Annotated in this window: 15 protein-coding genes and 1 pseudogene; 9 read left to right on the top strand and 7 right to left on the bottom strand. The window is 68.9% G+C overall.

Translation table 11 applies throughout. From position 1 onward, the window contains the following. The first annotated feature begins 87 nt into the window (after positions 1-87). The 4 genes and pseudogenes from GVY64_RS39115 to GVY64_RS14880 all read left to right on the top strand — a co-directional run bounded on the left by GVY64_RS39115 (position 88) and on the right by GVY64_RS14880 (position 3,202). Positions 88-621, top strand: a complete 534-nt coding sequence (locus tag GVY64_RS39115; RefSeq protein WP_201298014.1) for an alpha/beta fold hydrolase — start codon at positions 88-90, stop codon at positions 619-621. Then, positions 540-1,226 carry a winged helix-turn-helix transcriptional regulator gene (locus GVY64_RS14890; protein ID WP_159841684.1) on the top strand — a complete coding sequence of 229 codons (687 nt, stop codon included), beginning with the start codon at positions 540-542 and terminating at the stop codon, positions 1,224-1,226. Before GVY64_RS39115 ends, GVY64_RS14890 begins: the two co-directional genes overlap by 82 nt. An 89-nt stretch (positions 1,227-1,315) precedes the next feature. Further along, a pseudogene (locus GVY64_RS14885) lies at positions 1,316-2,297 on the top strand (ATP-binding cassette domain-containing protein). Between the two features lie 68 nt (positions 2,298-2,365). After that, complete coding sequence (locus tag GVY64_RS14880; RefSeq protein ID WP_159841802.1) at positions 2,366-3,202, top strand: ABC transporter permease; 837 nt, start codon at positions 2,366-2,368, stop codon at positions 3,200-3,202. 620 nt (positions 3,203-3,822) lie between these two features. Here GVY64_RS14880 and GVY64_RS14875 read toward each other — a convergent pair. Next, positions 3,823-6,618 (bottom strand): AfsR/SARP family transcriptional regulator, encoded by a 2,796-nt coding sequence (locus GVY64_RS14875; protein WP_236566840.1) that lies wholly within the window; start codon positions 6,616-6,618, stop codon positions 3,823-3,825. A 131-nt stretch (positions 6,619-6,749) separates the two neighbouring features. On the opposite strand from GVY64_RS14875, the gene GVY64_RS14870 reads away from it, so the two are divergent. Continuing rightward, a complete protein-coding gene (locus GVY64_RS14870; protein WP_159841682.1) occupies positions 6,750-7,205 on the top strand; it encodes an SRPBCC family protein in 456 nt (151 codons plus the stop codon). A 105-nt stretch (positions 7,206-7,310) separates the two neighbouring features. Next, positions 7,311-8,180, top strand: a complete 870-nt coding sequence (locus tag GVY64_RS14865) for a 1,4-dihydroxy-2-naphthoate polyprenyltransferase (protein WP_159841680.1) — start codon at positions 7,311-7,313, stop codon at positions 8,178-8,180. A 92-nt stretch (positions 8,181-8,272) separates the two neighbouring features. On the opposite strand, the gene GVY64_RS14860 is transcribed toward GVY64_RS14865, so the two are convergent. The 5 genes from GVY64_RS14860 to GVY64_RS14840 all read right to left on the bottom strand — a co-directional run bounded on the left by GVY64_RS14860 (position 8,273) and on the right by GVY64_RS14840 (position 11,029). Then, positions 8,273-8,656, bottom strand: coding sequence for a phage holin family protein (locus GVY64_RS14860; protein ID WP_159841678.1), 384 nt, complete (start codon positions 8,654-8,656; stop codon positions 8,273-8,275). 74 nt (positions 8,657-8,730) lie between these two features. Further along, a complete protein-coding gene (locus tag GVY64_RS14855) occupies positions 8,731-9,312 on the bottom strand; it encodes a Clp protease N-terminal domain-containing protein (RefSeq protein WP_159841676.1) in 582 nt (193 codons plus the stop codon). Continuing rightward, positions 9,312-9,533 carry a helix-turn-helix domain-containing protein gene (locus tag GVY64_RS14850; protein ID WP_040870358.1) on the bottom strand — a complete coding sequence of 74 codons (222 nt, stop codon included), beginning with the start codon at positions 9,531-9,533 and terminating at the stop codon, positions 9,312-9,314. Before GVY64_RS14850 ends, GVY64_RS14855 begins: the two co-directional genes overlap by 1 nt. Positions 9,534-9,647: 114 nt before the next feature. Further along, positions 9,648-10,733, bottom strand: coding sequence for a PLP-dependent cysteine synthase family protein (locus GVY64_RS14845; RefSeq protein WP_159841674.1), 1,086 nt, complete (start codon positions 10,731-10,733; stop codon positions 9,648-9,650). Then, complete coding sequence (locus tag GVY64_RS14840) at positions 10,730-11,029, bottom strand: DUF4229 domain-containing protein (protein ID WP_236566839.1); 300 nt, start codon at positions 11,027-11,029, stop codon at positions 10,730-10,732. Before GVY64_RS14840 ends, GVY64_RS14845 begins: the two co-directional genes overlap by 4 nt. Positions 11,030-11,277: 248 nt before the next feature. Between GVY64_RS14840 and GVY64_RS14835 the strand changes: the two genes are divergently transcribed. Both GVY64_RS14835 and GVY64_RS14830 read left to right on the top strand, forming a co-directional pair. Further along, on the top strand, positions 11,278-11,487 hold the full coding sequence (locus tag GVY64_RS14835; protein ID WP_040783886.1) for a BldC family transcriptional regulator: 210 nt from the start codon (positions 11,278-11,280) through the stop codon (positions 11,485-11,487). 118 nt (positions 11,488-11,605) lie between these two features. Then, positions 11,606-11,812: a hypothetical protein gene (locus GVY64_RS14830; protein ID WP_084488442.1), complete on the top strand. Its 207-nt coding sequence runs from the start codon at positions 11,606-11,608 to the stop codon at positions 11,810-11,812. Between the two features lie 191 nt (positions 11,813-12,003). Here GVY64_RS14830 and GVY64_RS14825 read toward each other — a convergent pair whose 3' ends face one another. Continuing rightward, entirely contained in the window at positions 12,004-12,612 is a 609-nt protein-coding gene (locus GVY64_RS14825; protein ID WP_159841670.1) for a hypothetical protein, read from the bottom strand. A 310-nt stretch (positions 12,613-12,922) separates the two neighbouring features. Between GVY64_RS14825 and lppU the strand changes: the two genes are divergently transcribed. Further along, entirely contained in the window at positions 12,923-13,573 is a 651-nt protein-coding gene (lppU, locus tag GVY64_RS14820; protein ID WP_159841668.1) for an LppU family putative lipoprotein, read from the top strand. Positions 13,574-13,988: the final 415 nt, after the last annotated feature.

Here is a 13,988-nt window from a genome sequence, read left to right as displayed (position 1 = left end):
ACTACTGCTAATTGAACTTCGCACTTCAAAAACAGGAAGTCAAGCGCTAGGCTCGGGAACCGGACATCGCCCCGGAGGGGGTTCACAATGACCACGTTCGTTCTCGTCCACGGCGCCTGGCACGGCCCCTGGGCCTGGGAGCGGGTCGTCGGGCTGCTGCGCGCCGCCGGGGCGCACACTGTTACCCCGGATATCAGCGCGGTCGGCGACTACGGCCTGCACGACCACGCCGCCATCGTCGCCGCCGCACTCGACGCCGTACCGGGCGACGAGGAGATCGTGCTGGTCGGACACAGTTACGCGGGACTGGTCGCGCGGGAAGCAGCCGATGCCCGTCCCGAGGCCGTCGACCACATCGTCCTCGTGGACGGATGGGCGGGGCGGGATGGCGTCGGCATTCGGCGCCGCCCTCGGATACCGGACCCGGCCCTTGGACGGGCCCCACGATGTGATGCTCACCAGACCCGAACCGCTCGCCGGGATGCTGCTGGACGCGTCGCGCATTCAAAATCGAGAAGTGCGAAGTCTAGAGTGAGGAAGTGGACCAGCGGACTTACAACCAGTACTGCGCCACCGCTCGGACTCTCGACATCGTCGGTGAGCGCTGGACCCTGTTGCTGATCCGCGAGCTGCTCACCGGCCCCAAACGGTTCGGTGACCTGCAGGCGGCCCTGCGCGGACTCGGCACCGGGCTTCTCGCGGCCCGGTTGAAGCACCTGGAAGCCGAAGGACTCGCCCGTAAGGTCACGCTCCCGCCGCCCGCCCGCACTCCCGCCTACGCGCTCACGGAGGCCGGTGCGGAACTCGCTCCCGCGATTCTGGCGCTGGCCCGATGGGGCTTGAAATGGGCGATGGGACAACCGCGTGCAACCGAAACCTTCCACCCGGGCTGGGCCGTGCTCGGCCTGCGGGCGTGCTTCGATCCCGAGGCCGCGGCAGACCTGCGCGCGGTCTACGAATTCCACATCGACGACGAGGTCTTCCACGCCCGTATCCAGGACGGAGCCATCGAGGCGCTACACGGCCCCGCGCAACACCCGGACGCGACCATCACCATCGGCACTGCCGCGTTCCTGCGCCTGACCAGCCAGGAGCTCACCCTGGCCGAAGCGATCGAGAGCGGCCAGGCGTCGGCGACCGGCGACAGCGCGGCGCTGCGCCGATTGCGGAACCTGTTCCGGCTGCCGTCGCCGCGCACCCGTGCGGCGATGCCGCCTGCCTCCTGAGAGGCCCCGAACACGCCGCGGCGCAGTCGCGGCCGGTGTGACAGCGCTGTGCAAGAGCCGTGCAAGTGCGGGTGTCCACAGTTGTCCACATGACTTCTTTCGCACCAACTTCAGCGCTCGCCGTCGAGGCGGACGGCCTGGTCAAGGTGTTCGGGGAACAGCGGGCCGTCGACGGAGTGAGCCTGGCGGTGCCGCAGGGCTCGGTGTACGGCGTGCTCGGTCCGAACGGCGCAGGCAAGACCACGACCATCCGCATGCTCGCGACCCTGCTGCGGCAGCGGCCGCATCTTCGGCCACGACGTGGTCGCGGAGCCGACGGCCGTCCGTTCGCTCATCGGCGTCACCGGGCAGTACGCCTCGGTCGACGAGGACCTGTCCGCCACCGAGAACTTGATCATCTTCTCCCGCCTGCTCGGCCTGAGCCGGATCGATGCCCGGCGTAAGGCGGCCGACCTGCTGGAAGAGTTCGACCTCACCGAGGCGGCGGACAAGCCGCTGCGGAACTTCTCCGGCGGCATGCGGCGCCGGCTCGACCTGGCGGCCAGCCTGATCGCGACACCGCCGCTGCTGTTCCTCGACGAACCGACCACCGGGCTCGACCCGCGCACCCGCGCCCAGATGTGGGAGACCATCCGCCGCCTCGTCCGCGAAGGCGCGACGGTGCTGCTGACCACGCAGTATCTGGACGAGGCCGACCAGCTGGCCGACCGGATCGCGGTGATCGACCGCGGCAAGGTGATCGCCGACGGCACGGCCGACGAACTGAAGGCCTCGGTGGGCGGCTCGTCGCTGCACCTGACCCTGATCGATCGCGGTCAGCTCGACGAGGCGCGCCGCATCATCGGCGATTTCCTCGGCGTCGACGCGCAGATCACCCCCGAGGCCGGGCGGCTCACCGCGCCGCTCACCGACGCCGGTGTCACCGCCGACCTGCTGATCCGCCTGCGCGAGTGGGAGATCGGCGTCGACGAGATCACCGTGACGAAGCCGAGCCTGGACGAGGTCTTCCTCACCATCACCGGCCACCCGGCCGACGACACCACCGACGAGTCCGACAGGAGCGCGGCATGAGCGTCCGGCCCGCAGGCGGCAGCTTGCGTCACCACGAACAGCCCGCGCATGCCGACGAGGAGCACAGCATGACCACCACCATCACCGCGACCGAGAAGCGCCGAGCGGCGCCGACGAGTATTCCCGAAGTGAGCAACCGCGTTCCGCTCGCCCAAGCGGCGGCGAACTCGTTCACCATGGCCTACCGCGGCCTGTTGAAGATCAAGCACAAGCCCGAGCAGCTGTTCGACGTGACGGTGCAGCCGATCCTGTTCACCGCCTTGTTCGCCTACATCTTCGGCGGCGCCATCGGCGGCAGCGTGCACGACTACCTGCCGGTCCTGATTCCCGGGATCCTGGTGCAGACCGTGGTGCTGACCTCGGTCGTCACCGGCACCCAGTTGCGCGAGGACATGGACAAAGGCGTCTTCGACCGGTTCAAATCCCTGCCCGTCGCCCGCATTTCGGCGCTGGCGGGCGCGCTGCTGGCGGACATGGTGCGCTACGTCATCGCGACCGTGCTCACCATCGTCGTCGGCGTCGCCATCGGCTATCGACCGGAGGGCGGCGTGGTCGGGGTCGTCGCGGCGGGCCTGGTCATCGTGATCTGCTCGTTCGCGATCAGCTGGATCTGGGCGCTGGTCGGGGTCACCGGCAAGAGCGCGGCGGGCGTGCAGGGCATCTCGATGATGATCATGTTCCCGCTGACCTTCATGTCCGGCGCCTTCGCGCTGGTGAGCACGATGCCGGGCTGGATGCAGGGCCTCAATCACGTGAACCCCGTGTACTACATGGTGAACGCGTGCCGCGGGTTGATGAACGGCGCAGGCTTCGGCGGCGACCTCGCCTGGTCGCTGATCGGCGCGGTGGTCGTCATCGCGATCTTCGCTCCGCTCACGGTCAAGGCGTACATGCGGCGGGCATGAGCCATCCGCACACCAGAGCAGGCCGGGTGACCACGGGTTACCCGGCCTGTTTCCGCATACCAGCTCGCGCACATCGGTGCCGTTGCGGAGGACGCGTGGTCAGCGGGCGGCGCAAATGCTTCGCAGCATCCGCATGATGCGGTCGGCGGAATCGTTCCGGCGCAGCCGGCCGAGGCGGCTGCGGGCTTCCGCGACCTGGTCGGCACCGAGTCTCGCGATCGCCGCGTCCAGGTGCCGTTGCCAACGCATCGAGGGGAAATCCTGTCGGCAGAAGACATTCGGGGCCAGCACCAGCAAGTCGAGACCCATGCTCGGCTCACGGTCGGCGGCGACGAGGTACGAGCCGATCGCGCAGGCGACGGCGCCGATTTGCGGCAGATCTCGATATTGGCTCATCGTCGGCACGGTGAGCTCGGCCAGCTGTGCCGCCAGGACCGCCGCTGCGCTCGCCCCGCCGTGCAATACCTGCGCGCCGAGCGCCGCCGCGGCGAGCATGAGGGCGCCGGGTCCGGGGCCGAGGGCGTTTTCCGGCCAGCCGAACAGCTCCAGCGCGCGCTCGTAGCGAGCCGATCCGCCCGCGATGTCGCCCTCCGCGTACGCCAGCTCGGCCGAACTGTGCATCACCGTGGACAGCAGTCGATTCCGTCCCAGGGACGAGCTGTCCAGGTCCGGCGTGCCGAACGCGAGGTCGAGTTCGCGGCGGGCCTGCTCCAGCTCGCCGACGCCGACCAGCGAAGCCACCAGCAGGCGGTGTCCTCGTAGGCGCCGAGCCGTTGCAGCACGTCGAGCGCGCGGCGGTAATAGGTCACCGATTCGGCGTACTGGGCGATCTGTCCACAGACCTGTCCCAGGTGCCTGCTCACCATGGCCACGCTCCAGACGTTCTCGCGCCCGAGGACATTCAGCGCCTTTATCGCGTCGATCGTGGAGCCGCGCACGTCGCCGAGGTTCTCTCGCATGTTGGCCCGCAACAGCAGCGCCGAGGCCCTGGTCTCCAGATCGTCCGAGCGGACCGCCTCGGCGAGCAGCCTGCCGATTCCGCGTCCGTCGGCTCTGGTGAGCACGACCCGGCCGATGAAACGGCTGTTCTCGCTGAGCTCCACGCCGGGGCGGAGCAATCGGCGCACACGCAGGCGCAATTCGGCGAGGGCCCGGGCGCTGCCGTTGGTGTAGGCGAGATGCAGGAACATCATCTGATAGGTGACGAGCACGAGGTCCGCACGCGGACCTTCCGGCCCGAGACCGGCCGCATCCAATTCGATGACGCGCTGGGCCCACGCGATCACTTCCATATGCGATCCGCGGATCACCCACAGCGTGCCGACGACGGGGAACACCGTGTAGGCCGTCGCGGCGTCCCGTCGTTCGATGGCGCAGCGCAGCGCGGCGAGCAAGTTGTCCAGTTCCGCCGCCACGGATAACGCGAGGCGGAACTGATCGCCGGTCATGTACCGGCTCGCCACGTCATCGGCGTAGCGCTCGGCCCACCGCAACATGCGGGTATCGACCGCGTCCGGCTCCCCCGCGGCGGCGGTCAGCTGCTCTTCGCCGAATTCCCGCACCGTCTCCAGCATCCGGTAGCGGGTGCCGAGCACCGCGTCGTCCAGCACGGTGAGCAGCGATTGATTGACCAGGCCGTCGACGGCCGCGGCGACATCGGTCACGTCCGTTCCGCCCGCGACCGCTTCGGCGGCGGACAGCGTGAACCCGGCCGGGAACCGGCACAATCGGCGCAGCGCCGCCTGCTGTTCGCGGTCGAGCAGGTTCCAGCTCCATTCGATCACCGCGTGCAGGGTGCGATGCCGTTCGGGCGAGCTGCGGTCGCCGTGGCGCAGCAGCGCGAACCGGTCGGCCAATCGCTCGTTGATCTCCTCGACGCTCATCGTCCGGACCCGGGCGGCGGCCAGCTCGATGGCCAGCGGCAGCCCGTCGAGCGTGTGGCAGAGCTGGGCGACGATCTCCGGGTCGAGCCGGACCGCGGGGCGCACGGCCCTGGCACGCGCGGCGAACAGCTCGGTGGCCGGTGACCCCGCCGGGTCGATGGTCAGCGGCGGCAGCGGATACACCGTCTCGGCGGTGATCGTCAGCGGCGAGCGGCTCGTGGTGAGCACGGTCAGCCGGGGCGCGAGGCCGATCAGGTCGGCGACCACCACGGCGACGGCGTCGATCAGGTGCTCGCAGTTGTCCAGGATCAGCAGCATCGGGCGCGCCGACACCGCGTCACGCAACCGCCTGCGCAGATCGACGGTCTGCCCGGAGCGCAGCGACGCCGTGTCGAAGGTGACCTCGCTGAGGCCGAGCACCGCGGCGATCGCCGCCTCGATCTCGACTCTGGCGTCGCCGCCCTCGGCCCGCACCGAGGCCAGCTCGACCAGCGCCACCGGGCGGGTGCGCGCCACCCGCGCACCGAGCTCGTTGGCGACTCTGGTCTTCCCCGCGCCGCCGGGGCCGAGCACGGTCACCACCCGGCAGGTGTGCAGCAGGTCGGTCAACGCGGCGAGGTCGTCCGTCCGGCCGAGCAGCGCGTTGGGCGCGGCGCGCAGGCCCATCGCGACGGGCGGTGGTTCCGCGGGGGTGGCTGGAGCCGCCGGTTCCCTGCGCAGACCCGTCACCGGCGTCCCGGCACCGCCCGCACCGGGTCGCGGCGGCCCTGCGGGCCCGGCCGGCTCTCCGCGCAGGATCGCCGTGTGCGCCGCGGAAAGCGCGGGCCCGGGATCGGCGCCGAGCTGGTCGACCAGCCGGGAGCGGAAGGCCGCGAACGATTCCAGCGCCTCGTTGGCCCGTCCCGCCGCCGCGAGCAGACGCATCAAGGCCAGCTGCGCGGGTTCGTCCAGCGGATCGGCGGCGGCGCGTCCACGAGCCAGAGCCAACGCACCGTCGACGTCGCCGTCGGCTTCGCGGGCGGTGAGCTCGAGCTCGTCGAGTTCGGCGAGGCGTCGCCCCGCCGCGACGCGCAACTCGTCGGCCAGCTCACCCGGCGGCAGGTCCGCACCGGGATCCCCGCGCCACAGCGCCCGCGCCCCCGCGATCTCCGCCAGGCAGCCGGCGAGATCGCCTGCGGCGTGCAGCCCGCGCGCCCGCGTCACCCGGTCGCCCACCGACGACAAGTCGACCTGTTCGGCGGCGAGCGTCAACCGGTATCCCGCCGGGCCGATCTCCAGCGCGCCCTCCGGCAGCGCCGAACGCAACCGGGATACCTGGGTGTGCAGCGCGTTCATCGGCGCCCGCGGCGGCTGTTGGCCCCAGACGTCCGTGATCAAGGCTTGCGCGCCGCGGCTGCGGCCGGGCCGCAGGGCCAGCGCGGCGAGCAGGAGCCGGGAGCGCGCGCCGGGTAGCGGCGTCAGCGTTCCGTCGCGGCGCAGCGCGACCTCGCCCAGCAGGGCCACCACGACCGATTCGCCTGCGGGCGTCGTCACTGCTCGACTGTGGCCGTGCGGGCCGCTGTGCTCCGGAAACATCCCGTGGTCATCGTAGGCGAGCAGGCCGGAGCGAGCCGACACGATTTCTTTGCCGCGACTGTGCGCAATCGGTCGCATAGTCTGACCCCATGGCTGAGTTCGAGGTGGTCCGATCGGCCGTGATCACGGCCGACCCCGCGCGTGTGCACGGGCTGATCAACGACTTCCACAAATGGGTGGAGTGGTCGCCGTGGGAAGATCTCGACCCCCAGCTGCAGCGCAGCTATTCCGGCGCCGACTCCGGCGTGGGTGCGCGCTATGCCTGGAGCGGAAACCGCAAGGCCGGCGCGGGCAGCATGGAGATCATCGGCAGCGCCGACCGCGAGATCGGGGTGCGCCTGGAATTCCTGAAGCCGATGAAGGCGACCAATATGGTGACCTTCCTCTTGTCCCCGGTCGAGACCGGCACCGAGGTGACCTGGCGGATGACCGGGCAGCAGACCGGCCTGATGGGCGTCATCGGCAGGTTCATCCCGATGGACAAGTTCGTCGGCCGCGACTTCGAGAAGGGACTCGCGCGCCTGCAAGAGGCGGCGACCGCTTAAACGGCCTGATCGCCGCACGCGCACCAGGCGGTACCTGCGCCTTCGCTCCGACCGTGCGCGGGCTGAAGACGGACTGCCTCCGACTGCGCCCATTATGCTGCGGACATGGCTACTGCAGCGCAATGGATCGAGGGCGCGCGCCCACGCACCCTGCCGAACGCGATCGCCCCGGTGCTCGCCGGGACCGGCGCCGCCGCGTCCGTCGACGGCGCGGTGTGGTGGAAAGCGATTCTCGCGCTGCTCGTTTCGCTGGCGCTGATCGTCGGCGTGAACTACGCCAACGACTACTCCGACGGCATCCGCGGCACCGACGACGTCCGGGTCGGCCCGCTGCGTCTGGTCGGGCAGAAGCTGGCCTCCCCCACCGCGGTGAAAACCGCCGCTGTCGTCAGCCTCGTCATCGGCGCCGTCTTCGGTTCGGTGCTGGTGTTCACCAGCGCGTGGTGGCTGCTGCTCGTCGGCGCCGCCTGCCTGGCCGGGGCCTGGTACTACACCGGAGGCAGCAACCCGTACGGCTACAGCGGCTTCGGCGAAGTGGCGGTGTTCGTCTTCTTCGGCTTGGTCGCCGTGCTCGGCACCCAGTTCGTGCAGGCGGGCCGGATCGACTGGGTGGGCGTGCTGCTCGCGATCGCGGTGGGCTCGTTCTCCAGCGCCGTGCTGGTCGCGAACAACCTGCGCGACATCCCCACCGACACCGGCTCCGGAAAGGTCACCCTCGCGGTGAAACTCGGCGACCCGCGCACCCGGACCCTGCACCTCGCGCTGCTCACGGTGCCGTTCCTCGTGACGTTGGCGCTGGTCGCCCGCACGCCGTTGGCCCTGGCCGGACTGCTCGCGGTGCCGCTCGCCGTGCGCGCCAACGCGCCGGTGCGCGGCGGCAAGGGCGGCTTGGAACTGATTCCCGCGCTGCGGGATTCCGGTCTGGCTCTCCTGGTGTGGTCGGCCGTCACCGCGCTGGCAGTCGGGCTGGGCTGACGTCCGAACCCGTTCCCCGGCCGCGGGCCGACGCGCCGACCCGCTGACGGCCTCCGCGCGGAACGCGACCGCGCGTGCGCCTGCGCCGTGAATCAGTCCTCGTCCGGAACCAGGATGCCGAGCACCCAGTTCACGAGCGAGACGATGATGCCGCCGAACACCGCGGCCCAGAAACCCTCGACGCGCAGGCCGTATTCGGTGAACGCCTTGGTGATCTCGGCGGTCAGCCACAGCATGAGCGCGTTGATCAGCAGCAGGAACAGGCCGAGGGTGACGATCACCAGCGGTAGTGACAGCAATTTCACGATGGGCTTCACCACCGCGTTCACCGCCGTGAATACCGCGGCCACGGCGAGGACCACGCCGATCTTCGCGCCGTTGCCGCCTTCGGGAGCGAGAATGTCGATCTTGTCGATCCAGAAGGCGGCCAGCCAGATGGCCACCGCGTTGATGATCAAGCGAATCACGAGCTGCATGGCCCAATGCTAGGCGTCGGATGCGGACACGCGCCGCCGGAAAACCCGAACTCCGCCAGCGCATGTCCGCCGGCTCAGGCCGCACGGTCGAGCAGGGCGTGCACTTTGGGCCGCAACTGCTGGATCGCGGTGGGGCCGCCGAACAGGCGCACCGTCGTCTGGTTGGGAGCGCGCAGGATGCCGAGCAGCATGTGCCCGGATTCGATGGTCTTGTCCTTGCGGCCGAGCGCCTCACGCAGGGAGAGTTCGAGCACCTTCTTCGCTTCCTTCGTGAACGGAATGTGCCCGTAGTACCCGCCGCGGCTCCAGGGGAACGGCCCACGGCGCGGGTCCGGCGCGGCGCGGTCGAGTGCGTCCTCGCCGAAATTCGCTTCCAGCGATTCCCGGACGGCGTCCAGATCGATGCCGATGGATCGCAATGCCTCCGCGTCCTCGGGACCGAGTGGCACACCGTTGCCCTGTTCGGCCAGCGCGCGGCGCACGCCGTCGCGAGTGAGTCCCGCCTCCGCGAGCAAAGCCGTCACCGCGGGCTCGGCCTGCGCGAGCAGTCCGAGCAGCACGTGCTCGACCTCGATAGTCGACGCGTTGAGTTCGCGCGCGTCCTCCTGAGCGGCGACGATCGCCGTGCGCGCCGACCTGCTGAACCGTTCGAACATCAGCGGCTCCTGCCTTTCCGGTTGTATTTCTGGTGGACTGCCTGCTTGCTGACCTCGAGCGCTTCCGCGATCGCCTGCCAGGACCAGCCCTGGGCACGGGCGTTGGCCACCTGGATCGCTTCGAGACGCTCGAGCAGCCTGCGTAGGGCGAGCACCGCGCGCAGCCCGACCTTGGGATCGGGGCTGCCCGCGGCGGCCGCCAGAGTGGTTGCTTCCGTCATGCCGTCAATTTTGATTGACGTCAGCGCGCAGTGTCAATAAAAATTGACGCGATAGGGCGCGACAGGGCCCCGTTCCGCTTGCGGCGAACAGCACCCACGCGAGGCGCGAACCGATCAGGCGTCCCAGATCCCGGTCGCCGTGAACTTCTCCAAGACCGCGGTGGGCGCGGCGAGATCCAATCCCTGGCCCGCGACCCACGCATCATCGAAATACGTTCCCGCGTAACGATCTCCGCCATCGCACAGCAGGGTGACGACACTGCCGCCGCGGCCTTCGGAGAGCATCTCGGCGATCAAGGCGAACACGCCCCACAGGTTGGTCCCGGTCGATCCACCGACTCGGCGGCCGAGCCGCGCGCTCGCGAACCTGGCCGCCGCGATGGACGCCGCGTCGGGCACCTCGAACATACGGTCCACCACCTGGCCGACGAACGAGGGCTCCACGCGCGGACGGCCGATGCCCTCGATCCGGGAAGGCATTCCGGTCTGATAAGCCGCGTCCCCGGTCTCGTACCCGCCGTAGAACGCGGAGTTCTCCGGATCGACCACGGCCAGCTTCGTCGCGTGCCTGCGGTACCGGATATAGCGGCCGATCGTCGCGCTGGTGCCGCCCGTGCCCGCACCGACCACGATCCATTCCGGCACCGGGTTGGTCTCCAACAACATCTGCTGGAAGATCGACTCGGCGATGTTGTTGTTGCCGCGCCAGTCGGTGGCGCGCTCGGCGTGGGTGAACTGGTCCATGTAGTGACCGCCGCACTCGGCGGCCAGCCGTGCGGCCTCGGTGTACATATCCGGCGGGCGGCGCACGAAATGGCAGCGCCCACCCTGCGCCTCGATCAGCGCGATCTTCTGCGGGGAAGTGCTCGCCGGCATCACCGCGACGAAGTCCAGGCCGAGCAGTTTGGCGAAGTATGCCTCGCTGACCGCGGTCGAACCGGAGGACGCCTCCACCACGGTCGTCCCCTCGGTGACCCAGCCGTTGCAGATCGCGTACAGGAACAGCGAGCGGGCCAGGCGGTGCTTGAGGCTGCCGGTGATGTGGGTGGACTCGTCCTTGAGATAGAGCTGGACGTTCCACCCGGCAGGCAGCGGATAGCGCAGCAAGTGGGTGTCCGCGCTGCGCTGGGCGTCGGCGTCGATCAACCGCACCGCGTTGTCGACCCAATCGCGCGGTGCGGTGTGATCACAGGACTTCACGAAGAGGCCCCGGCCTCCGGCGGAGTGGGCGGCTCGTCGCCGCGCAACCGCGCCCGAAGCTCGGCCTTGTCCCGTCGCCTGCGCTCGTCGACCAGGGCGATGTCCTCGTTCACCTTGGCCCGCAGCCGCTTGAAGAGGGTCAGCGACAGCGGCATCGCGATGATCAACGCGAACAGGGCCGCGACCACCACCGGGATGTCCACCCCCACCAGCCACGCGGCCAGCTTGATCACAGCGGCGAGCGCTACCACAAGACCCAACCTGGCGACGGTGTATAGCGCCAGATTGCGGGCCAACCGACGACCTGCGCCAGCCGTTTGCTGTCCGGAAGCACCTTTTGGTGGAGTTGCGTCACGCACATCCCTCAGCCTATGCGAAGCTGTTGCCCGCCCCCGGTGCACGCCCAACAGCCGGGGGTGGGGCGCGCATCCGTTTTGTCTATTACCTCCCCTTTACCAACTGTAGGTGGTTCGAGTACCTAGGGGTTTCAGTGCGACGATGGCGCCATCTGATGAGGGAACTGTCGAGAACGGAGAGGTTTGCTATGACTGCGATCACCGTCGGCGGCCAGGACACCCTGCTGACTCCGGGCCAGGTTGCTGCCCTGTTCCACGTCGACCCCAAGACCGTGACGCGCTGGGCCCACGCCGGGCGCCTCGGGTCGCTGCGCACACCGGGCGGACATCGCCGGTTCCGCGAATCGGAAGTACTCCAGCTGCTCAAGTCGCTGACCACCGAGGCGACCGCACGCTGATCGCAGGGCGCGCGGGCCCGTCGTGCTCGGGTCCGCGCTCGCCCGCAGACCATTTTCTGCGTCTACGGTGTGCGGGAGTCACGTCCGCGGCTACCCTCGTAACCAGGAGGTGAGCGACGTGACGTACTTGTTGGCACTCATCGCGGTGGTGGCGATAGCGGTGTTGTGCTGGAAGGCGTTCGGCCCCGAGCGGACTGGACCCACTGCCCCGCAGACGCGTTCACCACAGCGCAAGCGCGTCATCGGACCCGACGACGACCCGGAGTTCCTCTGGCGACTATCTCGCCAGCACCGCGACGGCGAGTCCGGTTCCACCGAGCGCTGATCGTTTCGCGTCACCCGCGCGATAGCACGCGTCCAGCGGCATCGGGCGTTCGCGCGTTCTCTTCGCTCCCGCGCCGCAGCCGTGGCGGCCTGACCGAGCTCCCGTCCGGCGGCCACGGCGATCGGCAAGCCGGTCCGGGTACGGCAGGCGCGCTGCGGTGCGCCTGCCGCATCCGATCCGTGCGGTCCCGATCAGGGTTCGCCGTTGACGACCGCCATCAGCGCGTCCATGAACGGCTGCCCGCCCTGGATGGCTCCGCCCGCGATCGCACCGACGACCAGACCGATCGGGCCGGTGATGATGCTGAAGAAGCCCAGACCGATCAGGGCCCCGAGCAGTCCACCGAGCAGCGCGCCCGCGACCACGCCGACGACGTTCTGGTTCAGCTCGGCGATGAGGCGGTTCATCGAGCTGATCGGCTGCATCTCGCCGATCTCCTTGGCGCCGGCCGTCGGCGTCAGCGCGAGACGCCGTCCGCCGTCGCTGATTTCGTGCGCGACCGAGAGCTTGCTACCGGAAACCTGGAAAGTCAGCGGCACTTCCGCCACCACGGCTCCGGTATCGGAGGTCAGTTTGATCTTGGTGCCGTCGTCGGCCACCGCGAAGGTGCCGTGCTCGACGGCGGTCGTGATGGCCCCGGTCTCGCGCGAAACCGTGGTGCGGTAGTCGACGCCCTGCTCGACGCCCGCTGTCGTGGTCTCCCGCTCCGGTTCTATGGGTTTCGCGTTCGCGGCCCCCGCTGTGATGCCCACTGCGGCAACCGCACCGAGCGTAATGGCGGCAATAGTGCCGAACTTCATTCTGGAATTCCTTCTCACCGAGACACCCGGCTCCGGAGGCCGGATGGCGTGTGACTGTACAGCGCCCGTGACTTGTTTCCAGACCTGGCGGCCGGCACACATGATCACGAAGTTCGTTATCCGATCGTGATCACTGCTGCCCCGGATGCCGGACACGAGTGAATTCCCAGGACGGTTCGCTCCCCTTGGGAAGCAAAACTCGACGCGGACGTGCCGCGTAGTGTAAGCATGGCGTGGTCTTCAATCCGCAAGATTCACAACTTCGGGTCGCTAGGTGGGTTCGAAGGGTTCAGAGCTCTGGAGGACGTACGTGTCGCGCCAACGTGTCCGCGCCGGTATCACCCTGGCCGCCTTCATGGTCGGGACCGGGCTGGCGGCCACTCTCGTGGTCGTCGCCGCGCTATCGATGTCCGGCCCCGCCGACGAGCCGGCCAAGGCTGCCGCTCAGGCCGACAACGCGGCAACCACCTCCGCGCCACCGACGACCACCGAGGAGCCGCTGCCGACCACCACGGAGGCACTGCCGACCACGTCGGCGTTACGTGGCGCGTCGAACAAGAGCGCGACCAGCCTGCAGGTGAACATCGGCGACTGCGTGCAGTTCGGCGGCGCAGGCGCGATCGACAAAACCGCTTGTGGCAGCCCGAACTCGGTCTACAAGGTCGTCGAGAAGGCCCCGGCCAACGCCACCTGCCCCACCGACGCCGACCACACCTACAACGAGACCCTGCACGGAGCGGCGCAGGCCGCGCTGTGCCTGGACATCGACTGGGTCGTCGGCGGCTGCATGGAACTCACGCCCGGCAGCCCCAAGCGTCTCGACTGCGCAGCCCACACCCCGGGCGCCGTCCGCGTGATCGACATCAAGCAGAACACCGTCGACGTGAACGCCTGCGGCTCGGCCGACAGCGGAATCGTCTACGGCCAGCGACATTTCGTCGTCTGCGTAGCCCGGCTGTAGGAACATCGCTCGGCCGTCCTCCGCGTCGGCCGTCCGCGGCGTAGCCACCCAGAGCAGCTCTTTAGCAGACATGCGAAGTCGCGTGTCCCTTAAGACAGCGGAACTCGAAGTGTTATCGATTCCGGCGGTCCATATTTCGGCGGAATGCTGATCTGCGTCTTACTCGCATCGCGCACCAAGACGGTCTCGCATATTTGTGCGACACAATCTGAAACGGTCGTATTCGATCTTTCGGCGCAAGCGCGTTAATAAATACCCTACTATTCCGCCAAATAATCGGAGGCATGCGTCTTGTCAGGCCGCCGCGCTCGCGTCCCCCGACGGCACCGCGTCCCACTGGTCGCTCCTGCGGTGCTGGTAATCATCTCGCAACACAGCAAGTGCGTCCCTCCTCCGCGTAGTAGGTTCACGGTTG

This window comes from Nocardia sp. CY41 (genome assembly GCF_009829325.1).
Lineage (GTDB): Bacteria > Actinomycetota > Actinomycetes > Mycobacteriales > Mycobacteriaceae > Nocardia.
The sequence above is the reverse complement of the archived record's forward strand: the minus strand, read 5'-3'. Positions and strand labels throughout refer to the sequence as shown.